Consider the following 15986-nt stretch of genomic DNA (forward strand, 5'->3'; position numbering starts at 1 on the left):
TCAACCTCGTGCTTGCAAGACAACGTAGGCGGTGGGCCCAGGAGGAAACAAACGACACGCGGGGCACGCGGTACTTGTTTTTCGTGGCGTCCGACATGTGGCGCGCCCCGGCCCGCGCACGAGTGCCCTCTCGACGCCGTACGACTGACGTCTCAACGCCTCACGACTGACGCCTCAACGCCGAACGAGTGACGCCTCGACGCGGGCGGGGTCAGCGGGTGATGGTGGGCTGGCCGGGGACGCTGACGTCGTACACCTGGGCCTTGCGGTCCAGCAGCACGTCGAGCACCTCCGCCTTGTTCGCGGAGTCCTCCGCGCTCCCCCACAGGATCGTGCGCCCGTTGCGCAGCACCAGCGAGATGGTGTCCACGGTGCGCACCTCGAGGTAGTCGACCTTGCCGGACAGGTCGTCGGGCAGCGCGTCGATCACCAGCGCGGCCTCGGCGAGCGCCTCGGACCGGGTCGCCGCGGCCATGCGTACGACGGGCAGCCCGGCGGGCTTCGACGGGTAGCTGCGGAACAGCACCCCCTCGTCGTCGAGGCCGCGGACGATCCCCTCCCGCTCGACCACCGCGACCGCGACCCGTTCCTGGACCGCGATCCGGACCGTGTCGGGCCAGGCCCGGGACACGTCCACCGACTGGGTGGGCGCGAGCCCCTCGACCCGCGCGGCGATCGCGTCGAGGTCGACGGTCGCAAGGGGCTCCCCGAGCGGGACCGCTGCGGTGCGGCGGACCTCCGCCGTGTCCAGCACGTCGGTGCCGGTCACGCGGACCGAGGCCACGGCCAGGGTCGAGGAGAAGAGCACCAGCCACCCGGCGGCGCCGGCGAGGCCGAGCAGGAGCAGCGCCACCAGGATCGGGCGCCAGGCGAGCCAGCGGCGCGCCCACTGCCGGCGCGCGAAGCGTCGCCGCGCGACCCGGACGGTCTGCTCGTCCTGGTCCTCGCCGCCCTGCTCCGCGCGGGAGTCCGGCCTAGCCCGCAGCATCGCCCGACCTCTCCGCGAGCAGCACCAGCACCTCGGGGCCGACCAGGGTCACGTCCCCGGCGCCGAGGGTCAGCACCACGTCGCCGGGCCGGGCCCGCTCGACGAGCCGCTGCGGCGTCGCGGACCAGGACGGCTCGAAGACCACCCGGTCCGCGGGCAGCGGCACGTGCGAGGCGACCATCGCGCCGTTGACCCCGGGCTCGGGGTCCTCGCGAGCCACGTAGACGTCCATCACGACCACCTCGTCGGCCGCGCCGAGCGCCTCGCCCATCTGGGCGCCGAAGATCTTGGTCCGCGACACCAGGTGCGGCTGGAAGGCCACCACGAGGCGCCCCTCCCCCACGACCGAGCGGGCCGCCTGGAGGTCGCCGGCGATCTCGTTGGGGTGGTGGGCGTAGCTGTCGTACACCCGGATCCCGCCGACCTCGCCCTTGAGCTCCATCCGGCGGCGGGTGCCGCTGAACGCCTCCAGGCCGCGGCGCAGGTCGGTGAAGGAGAACCCCAGCCGCAGCCCGGCCGCGAGCGCCGCCAGCGCGTCGAGCACGTAGTGCCGGCCCGGGATCTGCAGGGAGACCTCCCCCAGCCGCCGGCCGCGGTCGACCACGGTGAAGGTCGAGGTGGAGCCGGCGAAGACCAGGCCCTCGGCGCGGAGGTCGGCCTCGGGCGACTCGCCCACGCCGACCGCGGTCATCCCGCGCTCGCGGGCCTGGCGCACCAGGTCCGCGGCGCCGTCGTCGTCGACGCAGGCGACCAGGAACCCATCGGGCGAGATCCGGTCGAGGAAGTCGGTGAAGGCGGCGTGGTAGGCCTCCTCCGTGCCCCAGTTGTCGAGGTGGTCGGCCTCCACGTTGGTGACCAGCGCGGCGTACGGCGAGTAGACGAGGAACGCGCCGTCGCTCTCGTCGGCCTCGGCGACGAACAGGTCGCCGCTCCCGTCGTGGGCGTTGGAGCCGGACTCGTTCAGCTCCCCGCCGATCGCGAAGGACGGGTCGGCCGCGCAGTGCTGGAGGGCCACGGTCAGCAGCGACGTGGTGGTGGTCTTGCCGTGCGTGCCGGCCACCGCGACCACGCGGCGGCCCTGCATCACCGACTCCAGCGCCGCCGAGCGCGGCAGCAGTCGCAGCCCCTGCCGGCGCGCCTCGACGACCTCGGGGTTGTCCTCGCGTACGGCGGTCGACACCACGAGCGTGTCGACGTCGCGCACGTGGGAGGCGTCGTGGCCGATGTCGCAGCGGGCGCCCAGCGCGCGCAGCGCCTCGATCGTGCGGGACTCCTTGGCGTCGGAGCCGCTCACGGTGATGCCGCGGGCCAGCATGATGCGGGCGATGCCGGACAGGCCGGCGCCGCCGATGCCGACGAAGTGGACGCGGCCGAGCCGGTCGGCGGGGAGCAGCTCGTCGGGGACGGGGACGATCACCGGACCGCCGCCGTCACCATCGCCGCGAGCCGCTCGTCGGCGTCGCGCGGGATCAGGTCCGAGGCCGCGGCCGACATCGTCTCCAGCCGCGCCCGGTCGCCGAGCAGCGTGGGCAGGGTCGCCCGCACCCACTCGGGGGTGAACGCGCCGTCCTGCACCAGCAGCCCGCCGCCGGCGTCGACCACGGGGCGGGCGTTGAGGTCCTGCTCCCCGTTGCCGATCGGCAGCGGCACGAACACGGCCGGCAGGCCCACGGCCGACACCTCGGTGACCGTGTTGGCGCCCGCGCGGCAGACCACGAGGTCGGCCGCGGCGTAGGCGAGGTCCATCCGGTCGACGTACGGCACCACGACGTACGCCGGGTCGCCGTCGCGGCGCTCGACGCTCACCTCACCGGACGGCCCGGCCACGTGCAGCACCTGGACGCCGGCGTCGGCGAGCGCACGCTGCCCGGCGGACACGGACTGGTTGAGGCGGCGGGCGCCCTGGGAGCCGCCGGTGACCAGCAGGGTCGGACGGTCGGGGTCCAGCCCGAAGGTGGCCCGCGCCTCGGCGCGCATCGCCGGCCGGTCGAGCGTGGAGATCATCCGGCGGATCGGCAGGCCGAGGTAGCTGGCGTGCCGCAGCGGTGTCTCGGGGAAGCTGGTGGCGACGTGCGTGGTCATCCGGGCGCCGAGCTTGTTGGCGATGCCCGGCAGCGCGTTGCCCTCGTGCACGACCAGGGGCAGCCGGCGGCGGCGGGCGGCGAGGTACGCCGGCACCGACACGTAGCCGCCGAAGCCGACCACCACGTCGGGGCGGACCCGGTCGACCACGTCGAGCGCGGCGCTCACCGCGCTCCTGAGCCGGCCGGGCACCCGGAGCAGGTCACCCGAGGGCTTGCGGGGCAGCGGGACCGGCGGGATCAGCTCGAGCGGGTAGCCGGCCTCGGGCACCACCCGCACCTCGAGCCCGCGCGGGGTCCCGAGGGCGGTGACCTCCACCGACGGGTCGGCCCGTCGCAGGGCATCGGCAGTCGCCAGGAGCGGCGAGGTGTGCCCCGCCGAGCCACCCCCGGCCAGGAGAACGCGCATCAGAGTTTTCTACTTTCCTCGTCTCGACAGTCCGCCGTTGGCGGTCACCCCCGCGGTACGCCGCCGCCGCTTGGCCTTGAGCGCTGCCGCGGCCCCGGGCTCGGAGCGGGCGAAGGACACCAGCAGCCCGAGCGCCACCAGCGACGGCAGCAGCGCAGACCCACCGTAGGACACGAGCGGGAGCGGGATGCCGATGACCGGCAGCAGCGCGAGCACCATGCCCACGTTGATCATCATCTGCACCGTCAGCCAGATCGTGATGCCGGCGGCCATGTAGCGCACGAACGGGTCGGTGGTACGCGTGGCGACCCGGATCCCGGCGTAGGCGATGGTGAGGAACAGCGCGAGCACGAGCAGGGTGCCGACCAGGCCGAGCTCCTCGCCGAGCACCGCGAAGATGAAGTCGGTGTGCGCCTCGGGGAGGCTGCCCCACTTCTGCTGGCTGGCGGAGATGCCCTTGCCGAACCAGCCGCCGCTCGACATCGCGAAGAGGCCGTGCGCGGCCTGCCAGCCGGCGCCCTCGTAGTTCTTGAACGGGTCGGCGAAGTTGGTCAGCCGCTCCAGGCGCTCGGCGCTGGTGCTGGCCAGCCAGAGGGCGAGCACCGCCACCACGAGCAGCGCCCCGCCGAACAGCCGGGCCGGGGCGCCGACCACCCAGAGCATGCCGAGGATGATCGCGAAGAGCACAAGGGCGGTGCCGAGGTCGCCGCCCTTGATCACGAGCAGGGTGAGCAGGCCGGTGACGGGGAGGACGGGGATCAGCGTGTGCTTCCAGTCCCCCAGCAGCCGCTCCTTGCGGGCGTAGAGGTCGGCGCACCACAGGATGATCGCGAGCTTGGCGATCTCCGACGGCTGGATCGTCAGCGGCCCCAGCGCGAGCCAGTTGGTGTTGCCGTTGACCTCCCGGCCGAGGCCGGGCACCTGGGTGAGCACCAGCAGGACCGTGGAGACGGCGAGGCCGGGCCAGGCCAGACCCCGGATCAGGCGGTGCGGCAGCCGCGACGCGACGAACGCGATGGGCAGCGCGAGCACGACCCAGGTGAGCTGGCGGAAGAAGACGTAGTAGCTGTTGCCGTCGTACTGCGTGTAGGAGTACACGCTCGAGGCGCTCAGCACCATCATCAGCCCGATGGTGAGCAGCAGCGTGGAGGCCCCGAGCAGCAGGTAGTACGACGTGAGCGGCCGGTCGAGCGCGTGCTTCGTCGCGGCCACCCAGCCGGCGACCGCGCCCTGCCTGCGCTGCTGCCCTGCCGTCGTGGTCACATCCAGCCCTTCTGCCCGTCGTACCGTCGCGGGCCGCGGGCGGTCCCGGCGGCCCCTAGCGTTCGCGGAGCCGGTGCACGGCGGCGGCGAACGCGTCGCCTCGCGCCCCGTAGTTCGCGAACATGTCCATGGACGCGCAGCCCGGGGCGAGCAGCACGGTGTCGCCTGGCTGGGCCAGGTCCGCCGCCGCTCCGACCACGCGGTCCATCACGTCAGTGTCCCCGCCCTCGATCGCGATGACGCGGACATCGGGGGCGTGTCGCGCAAGCGCGTCGGCGATCACATCGCGGTCCCGGCCGAGCAGGACGACGGCACGCAGCCGGTCCTTCGCGGCCCGCACCAGGTCGTCGAACCGGGCGCCCTTGGCGAGCCCGCCCGCGACCCACACGACGGGCTCGTAGGCCATCAGCGACGACTGCGCGGCGTGCGGGTTGGTGGCCTTGGAGTCGTCGACGTAGCGCACGTCGTCGACGGTGTCGACCAGCGCGATCCGGTGCCCGTCTGGCTCGAAGGCGCGCAGCCCGTCGCGGACCGACACCGGCGGCACCCCGTGCGAGCGGGCGAGGGCGGCCGCGGCCAGCGCGTTGGCGACGAAGTGCGGCGCGTCGGAGGCGAGGTCGCCCACCGTGCACAGCTCCGCGGCGCTGGTCTGCCGCTCCTCGACGAAGGCGCGGTCGGCCAGCACATCCTCGACCAGGCCGACCATGCCCACCTGGGGCGTGCCCAGGGTGAAGCCGACGGCGCGGCAGCCCTCCTGCACGTCGGCCTCGCGGACCAGCCGTTCGGTCACCGGGTCCGCGACGTTGTAGACGCAGGCCCGCTCGGCCCGCTCGTAGATGCGGCCCTTGTCGGCGGTGTAGTCGGCCATGGAGGCGTACCAGTCGAGGTGGTCCTCGGCGACGTTGAGCACGACGGCGGACTCGGCGGCCATCGAGTGCGTGTAGTGCAGCTGGAAGCTGGAGAGCTCGACCGCGAACACGTCGTACGGCGTCGGGTCCATCACCGCCTCGACGATGGGCAGGCCGACGTTCCCGCAGGCCACGCTGCGCAGGCCGTGCGCACGCAGGATGTAGTCGAGCATCTGGACGGTGGTGGTCTTGCCGTTCGTGCCGGTGACCGCGAGCCACGGCGCGGGGTGGTTCGGGTCGCGCAGCCGCCAGGCGAGCTCGACCTCCCCCCAGACCGGGATGCCGCGCGCGGCGGCCTGGGCCAGCAGCGGCGCCGAGGGCGACCAGCCGGGCGAGGTGACCACGACGTCGACGTCGTCGGGCAGCTGCGCGGTCGACCCGGGGCCGAGCCGGACGTCCGCGCCGAGGATCTCGAGGAGGGTGCCCTTCTCGCCGCGGTCGCCGGCGTCGGACTCGTCGAGCGCGGTCACGTGCGCGCCCTGGTGGGTGAGGTTGTCGGCGGCGGCGAAGCCGGAGACGCCCATGCCGGCCACGACGGCGCATACGCCGTCCCAGGCGTCGAGGCGGCCGAGCCGCTCCAGGTCGGGCTTGTTCATGCGGGGTCCCCTCCGAGGTGTGGGCGCGGCGAGGACGTGCGGGGCGTGCTCATGCTCCTGCCACCCACTCCGCGTAGAAGACGCCGAGGCCCGCGGCGACGCAGAGCCCGCAGATGATCCAGAACCGGATCACGATGGTGACCTCGGCCCAGCCCTTGAGCTCGAAGTGGTGCTGCAGCGGGGCCATCCGGAAGAGCCGCTTGCCCTTGGTCGCCTTGAAGTAGCCGACCTGGAGGATGACCGAGAGCGTGATCAGCACGAACAGGCCGCCCACGATGAGCAGCAGCAGCTCGGTGCGGGTGAGGATCGCCAGCCCGGCCAGCGCGCCGCCGAGCGAGAGCGACCCGGTGTCGCCCATGAAGATCTTCGCCGGGGACGCGTTCCACCACAGGAACCCGAAGCAGGCACCGGTGAGCGCCGAGGCGACCACGGCCAGGTCGAGCGGGTCGCGCACCTCGTAGCAGGCCGGGCCGGGGGCGATCTGGCACCACTGGTTGTTCTGCCAGATGTTGACCAGCGTGTAGGCGCCGAAGACCATCGTCGACGCGCCGGTGGCGAGGCCGTCGAGGCCGTCGGTGAGGTTCACGCCGTTGCTGGCGCCGGCGATCATCAACATGATGAAGACGATGACCACGACGCTCGGCAGGGTCAGCGCCGGGAAGTCCCGGATGAAGGAGATCGCCCGCGAGGCCGGGGTCTCACCGCGGCTGTCGGCCAGGGCAGGGTGCAGCGCGAGCAGCCCGAAGACCACCGCCACCAGCGTCTGGCCGGCCATCTTCGCCTTGCTGCGCAGCCCGAGGCTGCGCTGCTTGGCGATCTTGATGTAGTCGTCGAGGAAGCCGACCGTGCCGAGCCCCACGAACAGGAAGAGCAGCAGCAGCGCGGACGCCGAGGGCCAGTCCTGGGTGAGCAGCTTGGCGATGAAGTACGCGAGCACCACCGAGAGGATGATCACCAGCCCGCCCATGGTGGGCGTGCCGCGCTTGGTGTGGTGGGTGGTCGGCCCGTCGTCACGGATCAGCTGGCCGTAGCCCTTGGCCACCAGCACGCGGATCGCCACCCGGGTGCCGAGCAGCGTGAGGATCAGCGAAAGCCCGCCGGCGAGCAGGATCGCTCTCATCGGGGTGACTCCTTCGGTCCGGGGTCCTGCCCGGGGTCGTCGGCCAGCAGGGCCTCGGCGACGGTCTCCAGGGCGGCTGCCCGGGAGGCCTTGAGCAGGACGACGTCCCCGGGAGCCACGTGCTCCCGCAGCCACGCGAGTGCGTGGGCGTTGTCCTCGACGAAGACCGACTCCTCGCCCCACGAGCCCTCGAGGCAGGCCCCGAGGTGCATCGGGCGGGCCGGCTCGCCGACGACGAGGAGCTGGTGGATGTCGAGGCGCACGGCCAGCCTGCCGAGGGCGTCGTGCTCGTCCCGGCTCGACTCGCCGAGCTCGCGCATCTCTCCCAGCACCGCGACGGTGCGGGTGTCCGGGCCGCGGCCGCGGCCGACGGCCGCGAGGGCCTTGAGCGCGGCCCGCATCGAGTCGGGGTTGGCGTTGTAGGCGTCGTTGATCACGGTCACGCCGTCGGCGCGCTCGTGCACCTCCATCCGCCAGCGCGAGGCGCGGGCGGCGGTGAGCGCCCGGGCGCAGTCGGCGAGCGGGACCCCGAGCGCGAGCGCGGTCGCGGCCGCGGCGGTGGCGTTGAGGGCGTGGTGCTCCCCCACGAGCCGCATCTCGACGTGGGCGCGTTGGGTGCCCGTCACGAGGTCGAACCGGGGCCGGCCGAGCTCGTCGAGGGTCAGGTTCTCCAGGCGTACGTCGGCGCGGGCGCTCTCCCCGAAGGTGAGCACCGCGCCGCGGGACCGTCCCGCCATGGCGAGCACCAGCGGGTCGTCGGCGTTGAGGACCGCGGTCCCTTCCTCGGTCAGCGCGTCGACGAGCTCGCCCTTGGCCTGGGCGATGGCCTCCTGGCTGCCGAACTCGCCGATGTGCGCCTTGCCGACGTTGAGCACGAGCGAGACCAGCGGCGGCGCGACCGCGCACAGGTCGCGGAGGTGGCCGATGCCGCGGGAGCCCATCTCGAGCACGAGGTTCTCGGTGGCGGCGTCCGCGCGGAGCACGGTCAACGGCAGGCCGATCTCGTTGTTGAACGACCCGGCGGTGGCGACGGTGGTGCCGGACTCCGCGAGCACCCCGGCCAGCAGGTCCTTGGTGCTGGTCTTGCCCTGGGAGCCGGTCAGCGCGACCACCCGGACCTGCGGCAGCCGGGCGAGCACGTGCCGCGCCAGGCGGCCGAGCGCGTCGAGCGGGTCGGCGACCACGACGGCGGGCAGGCCGACCGGGCGGGTGCCCAGCACGGCGGCGGCCCCGGCCTCGAGGGCGGCGGCCGCGTAGGCGTGCCCGTCGACGTGCTCCCCCGCGAAGGCGACGAACAGCCCGCCGAGCTCGGCGACACGGCTGTCCACGAAGGCGGGCCCGGTGACGGTGACACCGGTGTCGTCGTGGACCTCGCCGCCGACGACGGCGGCGAGCTCCGGGAGGGTGAGCGGGATCATCGGCGGGTCATCTCCTCGAGGAGGACGGTGCGGTCGTCGAACGGGTGCACGGTGCCGTGCACCTCCTGGCCGGACTCGTGGCCCTTGCCGGCCACCACGACGGTGTCGCCGGGGCCGGCGAGCCCGACGGCGAGGCGGATCGCCTCGCGCCGGTCCCCACACTCGTGGACCTCGGCGCGGTCGCCCCCGGGCACGGAGGCGGCGCCCTCGAGCACGGCGGCGCGGATCGCTGCCGGCTCCTCGGTGCGCGGGTTGTCGTCGGTGACGACCAGGACGTCGGCCAGCCTGGCCGCGATCTCACCCATGATCGGCCGCTTGCCGTGGTCACGGTCGCCGCCGGCGCCGAGCACCACGACGAGGCGACCCGCGGTGAGGGGGCGCAGCGCGTTGAGGGCGGCGGTCACGGCGTCCGGCTTGTGGGCGTAGTCGACGACGGCGAGATAGTCCTGGCCGGCGTCGACCTGCTCGAGGCGGCCGGGAACTCCCCCGGACGTGGCGATGCCCCGGGCGACCGCCGCGGGGTCGAAGCCTGCCTCGCCCAGCGCCGCGATCGCGCACAGCGCGTTGGAGACGTTGAAGTCGCCGGTCAGCGGCACGTGCGCCGGGAACCGGGTCCCGTCGGGGGCCCGCACGGTGAAGGTCGAGCCGGTGGGCTCGAGGGCGACGTCGAGCGCGGTCCAGTCGGCCTCGCCGCCGGCCGCGGAGAACGTACGGACGGGGATGGTGGCCTCGCCGACGAGCCGGCGGCCGTACTCGTCGTCGACGTTGACCAGCCCGAGCCGCGCGCGCTCGGGGGTGAACAGGGACGCCTTGGCGGCGAAGTACTCCTCCACGGTGGCGTGGAAGTCGAGGTGGTCGCGTCCGAGGTTGGTGAAGGCGGCGACGTCGAAGACGACGCCGTCGACCCGGCCCATGACCAGCGCGTGGCTCGAGACCTCCATCGCGCAGCCGCGTACGCCGCGCTCGCGCATGACCGCGAACAGCGCGTGCAGGTCCGGCGCCTCGGGCGTGGTCAGCGTGGTCCTCACGTCGACCCCGTCGATCCGGGTGCCGACGGTGCCGACCACGGCGGCCGGGACGCCGGAGGCCTGCAGGCCGCCCTCGGCGAGCCGGGTGGTGGTGGTCTTGCCCTGGGTCCCCGTGACCGCGACGAGGCGCAGGTCACGAGCGGGCTCGCCGTACACCCGCGCGGCCAGGCCGCCGAGCACCGCCCGCGGGGCGGGTACGACGAGCACGGGCACGTCGAGCCCGTCGCAGAGCGCGACGCCGTCGGGGTCGGTGAGCACGGCGCTCGCGCCGGCCTCCACCGCGGCCGCGGCGAAGGTCGCGCCGTGCGCGCGGGCGCCGGGGAGCGCGGCGTACAGGTCACCGGGCCGGACCCGCTGCGAGCTCAGGGTCAGGCCGGTGACGAGCGTGGAGTCGCCGTGCCCGCCGGCACGGGCGAGCTCGGCTCCGAGCCAGTCGCGGACGGCGCCGACGGCGGTCTGCGGGGGCACGCTGGGGCGCGCGGGGATCACGTCTGGCACGCCGGAAGGTTACCTGCGCTCACCATTCGAGGGGGTGGTCGGGGGCGGGCACGCCGGTGGGCGGCACGGCGTACTTGCGCAGCAGGTAGCTCATGATCTTGTGGAACGCCGGACCGCCGATGGAGCCGCCGCCGCCGTCGTTCTTGGGGTCCTGGACCACGACGTACACGAGGAACCGGGGGTCGTCGGCGGGGGCGAAGCCGGCGAACGAGACGGTGAACGTGCCGTCGTAGCACTGGCACTCCTCGCCGACCCGCTGGGCGGTGCCCGTCTTGCCGGCCACCCGGTAGCCCTCGATGGCCGCGGCGGGCGCGGTGCCCTCCTCGGGGTCGGTGACCGCCTCCATCATCTCCGCGGTCTGCCGCGCGGCCCGCTCGCTGATCACCCGGCGGGCGGTCGTGGTGTCGGTGCCGACCTCGGTGCCGTCGCTGGTCGTCGCCGACCCCTCCACGAGGCTGGGCTGGACCAGGACTCCCCCGTTGGCGATCGCGTTGACGGCGGTGGCCATCTGGAGCGCGTTGACCGAGACGCCCTGGCCGAAGGAGATGGTGTCCTGGTTGATCTGCGACCAGCCCTCCCACGCGGGCAGCAGGCCACGGGACTCGCCGGGGATGCCCGAGCCGGTCTTCTGCCCCAGCCCGAAGCTGGACAGGTAGCCGTGCAGCTCCTCCGGGGAGAACTCGTCGGCGGCGAGGACGGTGCCGATGTTGGAGGACTTGGCGATCACGCCGGTCAGGGTGAGCCGCAGCCGGCCGTGGTCCCAGTAGTCGCCGATGACGCGGTCCTGCCGGGGCAGCTCCGCGGGCACCGGGATCTTGGTCTCCGGGGTGACCTTGCCGGCGTCGAGCAGCGCGGCGGCGGTGAGCACCTTCTCCACCGAGCCAGGCTCGTAGACGTCGGAGACCGACCGGGTGCCGAGGTCGGCCGGCGAGGAGAGCATCGGCTCGTTGGCGTCGAAGGTCGGGTGGTCGGCGAGCGCGAGCGTCTCCCCGGTGCGCGTGTCGAGCACCACCGCGGCGCCGGACTCTCCGCCGGAGCCCTGGACGGCCTCACGCAGCACGCGCTGGGTGTACCACTGCACGTCGCGGTCGATGGTCAGCTGGAGGTCGGAGCCGTTCTCCGGCGCCACGACGCTGTTGTCGCCGAGCGGCAGCTTCTGCCCGCCGCCCATCTCGTACGTCGCCGAGCCGTCCTTGCCCGACAGCAGGTCGTCGAAGATCAGCTCGAAGCCGGCGAGCGGCTCGCCCTCGGTGCCCATGAACCCGAGCAGGTTCGCGGCCACGTCCTTGGCGGGGTAGGCCCGGACCGGGTCGCGCTCGGTGTCGATCCCGGTGTAGCCGCGGTTCTCGATCTCGGCGACCACGGCGCGCGCCTCGGTGGCGGGCACCCGGCGGGCGATGTACTGGAACTGGGTGTCGGGCTTGCGCAGCCGCTCGAGCACCTCGAAGTAGTCCACGTCGAGCCGGCTCGCGACGATCTTGGCGATCGGCCCGGCGTCGGGCGCGCTCAGCGTGGGGTTCGCGGTGATCATCAGCCCGTCGAGGGACTCCGCGAGCGGCGCGCCGTTGCGGTCGGTGATCGTGCCGCGGGTCGCGGGCAGGGTCACCGTCTCCAGGCCCACGGCCTCCGCGCGCGCGGCGTACGCCTTGGCGTCGATGCCCTGGAGCTGGAACAGCCGGGCCCCGAAGACGGAGACCACCATGGCGATGAGGATGAAACCGACTCGCAGCCGGACCAGCGCGGCGCCGCGCGCGGGTCGGCGGCGGGGCCTCGAGGGTCCGGGCGAGGACGGGCCCGGCGTGCGCGGGCGCGTGCCCTGGGTCAACGCGTCCTCCCCTGGGACTGCTGCGGCTTCTGCTTCTTTGTACCTGCCTCGCGGGCCTCGTCACGGTTGCCACGCTCGGCGTCGGCGCGGTTTGCCGAGGCGGCCTCGGCACGGTCGCTCTTCCGGTCGGCCTTCCGGACGGCCTTGGGCTGCTCGATCTCGACGATCACCGGGTCGGGGCGCAGCGACTTGGGCTTCGCGGTGGGCAGCGGGTTGATCCGCATCCCGTCGGCGGGCTCGGCGGGCAGCGGCTTGCCGACGATCTCGCCGTCGGAGAGCCGGATGAACGCCGGGCTGCTCGCCGGCACCATCCCCATCCGCTTGGCCCGGGTGGCCACGCGCTGGGGGTCGCGCAGCTGCTCGAGCTGCATCTGCAGCGACTCCTCCTTGGCGGCGAGCACGGTGGCCTGCTCCTCCATCGAGGTGGCCACGAACGACGACTGCTGCATGCTCGTGTTGAACAGCAGCAGGCCGACCACGCCCGTGACCAGCAGCAGCGAGACCAGCGACACGAACGGCACCCGCGGCGCCTTCTGCGTGCGGCGGGGCACCACGGTCAGCCGGGCGCGCTCGACGGCAGCCTCGGCGAGGCGGGGGAACTGTGTGCGTGCCTGGCTGAGAGGGGTGCTCATGCGGTGGCTCCAGTGCTGGTGCGGACTCGTTCAACGGCGCGCAGGCGCACCGATGCTGCTCGGGGGTTCTCCGCGATCTCCTCGGCGGACGCCTTCTCGGCGCCGCGGGTGACCAGGCGGAGCTCGGGCTCGTGGCCCTCGGGGACGAACGGGAGGTCGGGCGGCAGGTCGCTGCGGGTCTTCTCGGTGAAGGCCTGCTTCACGAGCCGGTCCTCGAGCGAGTGGTAGGACATGACGACCACGCGGCCGCCGACGCCGATCGACCCCATCGCCGCGGGGATCGCCCGGCGCAGCACCGACAGCTCGTCGTTGACCTCGATGCGCAGCGCCTGGAAGGTGCGCTTCCCGGGGTGGCCGCCGGTACGACGGGCGGGAGCGGGGATGGCGTCCCGGATCAGGTCGACGAGCCGCGCGGACCGGGTGAACGGCTCGCGCTCGCGCTCCCGGACGACCGACTCCGCGATCCGCCGGGCGAACCGCTCCTCGCCGTACTGCTTGAGGATCCGGGTCAGCTCCTCCACCGGGTAGGTGTTGAGGACGTCGGCGGCGGTGAGCCCCGTCGTGTCGTCCATCCGCATGTCGAGCGGGGCGTCCTCGGCGTAGGCGAAGCCGCGCTCCCGGACGTCGAGCTGCATGGAGGAGACGCCGAGGTCGAACAGCACCCCGTCGACGTGGTCGAGGCCGAGGTCGGCGATCACGTCGGGGATCTCGTCGTACACGGCGTGGGCGAAGGTGACCCGGTCGCCGAAGGGGGCGAGTCGCTCGCGGCTGCGCTCGAGGGCGTGGACGTCGCGGTCGACGCCGATCACCCGCGCCTCGGGGCAGCGGGTGAGGACGGCTTCGGTGTGCCCACCGAGGCCGAGCGTCGCGTCGACCATGACCGACCCCGGCTGCTGGAGCGGGGGTGCGACCAACGCGACGACCCGGTCGAGGAGGACCGGGACGTGACTGGGGCTCGTCATGACCTCGCGCCTAGTCGCCCAGGTGGACGAGCAGCATGAGGGCGAGTGCGAGGCCGGAGGAGGCGACCGCCGAGAAGGCGATGACGGTGAGCCCGTCGCGCACCTCGTGGCGGACCCGCCTGGTGGGTTGGCCGGACAGCTGTCCGGAGAAGGTGACGCTCATGGTTTCGACCCCTTGCTGAGAATCCTGGGTGGAGAAGCACCGCGCGGTGCTGGTCCTGCTCTGCTCGACTCGGAAGGATTCGTCTGGCCAGGTCCCCGTCCGCTCGTCCTTGGGAAGCTGTCCTCTGGCACCGGGGAAGGTGCGCCAGATGACAGAGGAGAGCGGACGTGGGCCAAGCCCTACGACTCACCGTCATGTCCTCAGATCACGCCGGGGAACACCTCCTCGGACAGGTCCGCGAAGGCCTGCTCCTGCTCGTCGGAGTAGCTCTGCCACGACGCGGCGTCCCAGATCTCGATCCGGTTCATCGCGCCGATGACGATGCACTCCTTGGACAGCGACGCGTAGTCGCGCAGCATCGGCGGGATCGTGATCCGGCCCTGCTTGTCGGGCGTCTCGTCGGAGGCGCCGGCGAAGAACATGCGGACGTAGTCACGCGCGCCCTTGTTCGTCACGGGGGCCTCACGCAGCCGCTCGGTGAGCTTGCCGAACTCCTCCATCGACCACACGTAGAGGCAGCGCTCCTGACCTCGTGTGACCACTAGACCCTCCGACAGCTCGTCCCTGAACTTCGCCGGGAGGAAGAGGCGGCCCTTGTCGTCGAGCCGGGGCGTGTAGGTGCCGAAGAACACGGTGACACCTCCCCCTTCTGTGGCCGCCGGGAGTCCGTGAGAACTCCGGCGAACGCTTCCCTCTCCTCCACTGCGCACCACAGTACTCCACTTCGCTCCACCATCAACCCGAAACACGCAACTTCACGCCTGTTTCGCGGTGGAGCCGGCGGAGGGCGCCAGGCCGGTCTCCCGGGTGAAAAGCGCAGGTCACGGGGGTGGTGAGGCGGGGGTGGGGGGCGGTGGGGAGGAAAGGTGGGGCGAAGTGGGGTGCGGAGGGAGGACGCCGGCGCTCCCCACCCCGGTCGACCGTCCTCCACCGGCCTCCCCGCGACACCCTCCGCCCGGCCGGTGGGAACTCGACGGCCCGCTGCCTCGTCTCGGTGACAGGGGTGCAGCGATGGGGTTGGATGGGGACACGAATACGGGGAGGTCCGTGGCCAGGGCCGCGGACCCGGCGGGAGGCAGGGACACGTGACCTCAGTGCACGAGCAGACCAGCGGGGCGGGGCGGGCCGAAGGGTCGGACCTCGACACGCTGGCGCGGGTCACCGGCCGGATCCGGGCGAGCATCGAGAAGGTGATCGAGGGCAAGCCGGAGGTCGCGCGGCTCGCGATCGTCGTGCTGCTCGCCGAGGGTCACCTGCTCATCGAGGACGTCCCGGGTGTCGGCAAGACCATGCTCAGCAAGACGCTGGCCCGCTCCATCGACTGCTCGGTGCGCCGCATCCAGTTCACCCCCGACCTGCTGCCCTCCGACGTCACCGGCGTCTCGGTGTTCAACCAGGACACCCGCGAGTTCGAGTTCCGGCCCGGCGGCATCTTCGCCAACATCGTGGTCGGCGACGAGATCAACCGCGCCTCCCCCAAGACGCAGTCCGCCCTCCTCGAGTGCATGGAGGAGCGGCAGGTCACGGTGGACGGGTCGACGTACCACCTCGACGCTCCGTTCCTGGTGATCGCGACCCAGAACCCGATCGAGATGGAGGGCACCTACGCGCTGCCCGAGGCGCAGCGGGACCGGTTCATGGCCCGGGTCTCGATGGGCTACCCGGTCGAGGCCGCGGAGATCGCGATGCTCGACTCGCACACCCGCAGCAACCCGCTCGAGGACCTCGAGCCGGTGACCGACGCCGGGGAGATCCGGAAGCTGATCGACATCGTCAACCGGGTGCACGTGGCCGAGCCCGTGCAGCGCTACGCGGTCGCCCTGACCACCGCGACCCGCCGCTCCCCCGAACTGATGCTCGGCGCCTCCCCGCGCGCCACCCTGCACCTGGTGCGGGCGGCCAAGGCGTACGCCGCGATGGCCGGCCGCGACTACGTGATCCCCGACGACGTGCAGGGCCTCGCCGTGCAGGTCCTCGCGCACCGGCTGCTGCCCACCGTCGAGGCGTCGATGAGCGGCCGCACCACCGAGGTGGCCCTCAACCAGATCATCGCCGGCGTCGCGATGCCGGAGAGCCGACGCGGCTGACAGGGGTC

General features: G+C 73.0%; 14 protein-coding genes. 1 reads left to right on the top strand and 13 read right to left on the bottom strand.

Going from position 1 to position 15986, the window contains the following annotated elements; genetic code table 11:
- Positions 1-211: 211 nt before the first annotated feature.
- From K1X13_RS02565 to mraZ, 13 genes are all read right to left on the bottom strand, one after another.
- Complete coding sequence (locus tag K1X13_RS02565) at positions 212-988, bottom strand: cell division protein FtsQ/DivIB (RefSeq protein ID WP_221023468.1); 777 nt, start codon at positions 986-988, stop codon at positions 212-214.
- Complete coding sequence (gene murC / locus K1X13_RS02570) at positions 975-2405, bottom strand: UDP-N-acetylmuramate--L-alanine ligase (RefSeq protein WP_221023469.1); 1431 nt, start codon at positions 2403-2405, stop codon at positions 975-977. Before murC ends, K1X13_RS02565 begins: the two co-directional genes overlap by 14 nt.
- The gene (gene murG, locus K1X13_RS02575) at positions 2402-3478 is read right to left on the bottom strand and encodes an undecaprenyldiphospho-muramoylpentapeptide beta-N-acetylglucosaminyltransferase (protein WP_221023470.1); all 1077 of its coding nucleotides are present in this window, start codon (positions 3476-3478) and stop codon (positions 2402-2404) included. Before murG ends, murC begins: the two co-directional genes overlap by 4 nt.
- A gap of 9 nt (positions 3479-3487) precedes the next feature.
- Positions 3488-4741, bottom strand: coding sequence for a putative lipid II flippase FtsW (gene ftsW / locus K1X13_RS02580; protein ID WP_308249347.1), 1254 nt, complete (start codon positions 4739-4741; stop codon positions 3488-3490).
- Positions 4742-4796: 55 nt separating this feature from the next.
- Positions 4797-6245, bottom strand: coding sequence for a UDP-N-acetylmuramoyl-L-alanine--D-glutamate ligase (gene murD / locus K1X13_RS02585; RefSeq protein WP_221023471.1), 1449 nt, complete (start codon positions 6243-6245; stop codon positions 4797-4799).
- 49 nt (positions 6246-6294) lie between these two features.
- Entirely contained in the window at positions 6295-7365 is a 1071-nt protein-coding gene (mraY, locus tag K1X13_RS02590; RefSeq protein ID WP_221023472.1) for a phospho-N-acetylmuramoyl-pentapeptide-transferase, read from the bottom strand.
- Positions 7362-8783: a UDP-N-acetylmuramoyl-tripeptide--D-alanyl-D-alanine ligase gene (locus K1X13_RS02595; RefSeq protein ID WP_221023473.1), complete on the bottom strand. Its 1422-nt coding sequence runs from the start codon at positions 8781-8783 to the stop codon at positions 7362-7364. The genes mraY and K1X13_RS02595 overlap by 4 nt, the downstream gene beginning before the upstream one ends.
- Positions 8780-10309, bottom strand: a complete 1530-nt coding sequence (locus K1X13_RS02600) for a UDP-N-acetylmuramoyl-L-alanyl-D-glutamate--2,6-diaminopimelate ligase (RefSeq protein ID WP_308249348.1) — start codon at positions 10307-10309, stop codon at positions 8780-8782. Before K1X13_RS02600 ends, K1X13_RS02595 begins: the two co-directional genes overlap by 4 nt.
- A 19-nt stretch (positions 10310-10328) precedes the next feature.
- On the bottom strand, positions 10329-12011 hold the full coding sequence (locus K1X13_RS02605) for a peptidoglycan D,D-transpeptidase FtsI family protein (RefSeq protein ID WP_221023474.1): 1683 nt from the start codon (positions 12009-12011) through the stop codon (positions 10329-10331).
- Positions 12012-12130: 119 nt separating this feature from the next.
- Positions 12131-12766 (bottom strand): cell division protein FtsL, encoded by a 636-nt coding sequence (gene ftsL / locus K1X13_RS02610; protein ID WP_221023475.1) that lies wholly within the window; start codon positions 12764-12766, stop codon positions 12131-12133.
- Positions 12763-13728 carry a 16S rRNA (cytosine(1402)-N(4))-methyltransferase RsmH gene (rsmH, locus tag K1X13_RS02615; RefSeq protein ID WP_221023476.1) on the bottom strand — a complete coding sequence of 322 codons (966 nt, stop codon included), beginning with the start codon at positions 13726-13728 and terminating at the stop codon, positions 12763-12765. Before rsmH ends, ftsL begins: the two co-directional genes overlap by 4 nt.
- 10 nt (positions 13729-13738) lie before the next feature.
- Positions 13739-13891: a hypothetical protein gene (locus K1X13_RS02620; RefSeq protein ID WP_221023477.1), complete on the bottom strand. Its 153-nt coding sequence runs from the start codon at positions 13889-13891 to the stop codon at positions 13739-13741.
- Positions 13892-14091: 200 nt separating this feature from the next.
- Positions 14092-14523 (bottom strand): division/cell wall cluster transcriptional repressor MraZ, encoded by a 432-nt coding sequence (mraZ, locus tag K1X13_RS02625; protein WP_221023478.1) that lies wholly within the window; start codon positions 14521-14523, stop codon positions 14092-14094.
- A 453-nt stretch (positions 14524-14976) separates the two neighbouring features.
- On the opposite strand from mraZ, the gene K1X13_RS02630 reads away from it, so the two are divergent.
- Positions 14977-15978 carry an AAA family ATPase gene (locus tag K1X13_RS02630; RefSeq protein ID WP_221023479.1) on the top strand — a complete coding sequence of 334 codons (1002 nt, stop codon included), beginning with the start codon at positions 14977-14979 and terminating at the stop codon, positions 15976-15978.
- The last annotated feature ends 8 nt before the right edge of the window (positions 15979-15986 follow it).

The organism is Nocardioides jiangsuensis, from assembly GCF_019679455.1.
Lineage (GTDB): Bacteria > Actinomycetota > Actinomycetes > Propionibacteriales > Nocardioidaceae > Nocardioides_C > Nocardioides_C jiangsuensis.